This is a genomic window from Halocynthiibacter sp., assembly GCF_049608145.1.
Classification (GTDB): domain Bacteria; phylum Pseudomonadota; class Alphaproteobacteria; order Rhodobacterales; family Rhodobacteraceae; genus Halocynthiibacter.
Map to the genome: position 1 here is coordinate 1 of NZ_JBMYXF010000138.1, position 511 is coordinate 511.

Here is a 511-nt window from a genome sequence, read left to right on the forward strand (position 1 = left end):
TCCGGGCCATTTGCAAGCGCCATGGCAATCATGACCCGTTGTCGCTGACCACCCGAGAGCTGATGCGGATAGGCACTCAAACGGCTTTCCGCGTCGCGAATACCGACCTTGGCAAGCAGCTCCAGAATACGGCGACGCGCCTCGTCCCCCACAACACCCTGATGCAAAGCCAGCGATTCACTCAGCTGCTTTTCCAATGTGTGAAGCGGATTGAGCGAGGTCATCGGCTCTTGAAAAATAAAGCTGATGTCATTGCCGCGCACTTTGCGCAAAAGCGTCTCATCCGCGCCAACCATTTGCTGACCATCATAGGTGATCGAACCGGAGGTTTCAGCACTGCTACCCAGCAAGGACACAGTGCTCAGCGCCGTTACCGACTTGCCCGAGCCACTTTCGCCAACCAGCGCAACAGTTTCGCCGCGCGCCACAGAAAAGCTGACACCGCGCACTGCTTCGGTCAGTTTCCCATCCTGCCGGAACGACACCCGCAGGTCTTTCACCTCAAGAATAG

The 511-nt window shown here is 57.1% G+C and carries 1 protein-coding gene; it reads right to left on the reverse strand.

Going from position 1 to position 511, the window contains the following annotated elements:
* A partial coding sequence (locus tag ACPGUT_RS16235; RefSeq protein ID WP_423993154.1) for an ATP-binding cassette domain-containing protein occupies positions 1–509 on the reverse strand: 509 nt, incomplete at its 3' end.
* Between the last annotated feature and the right edge of the window lie 2 nt (positions 510–511).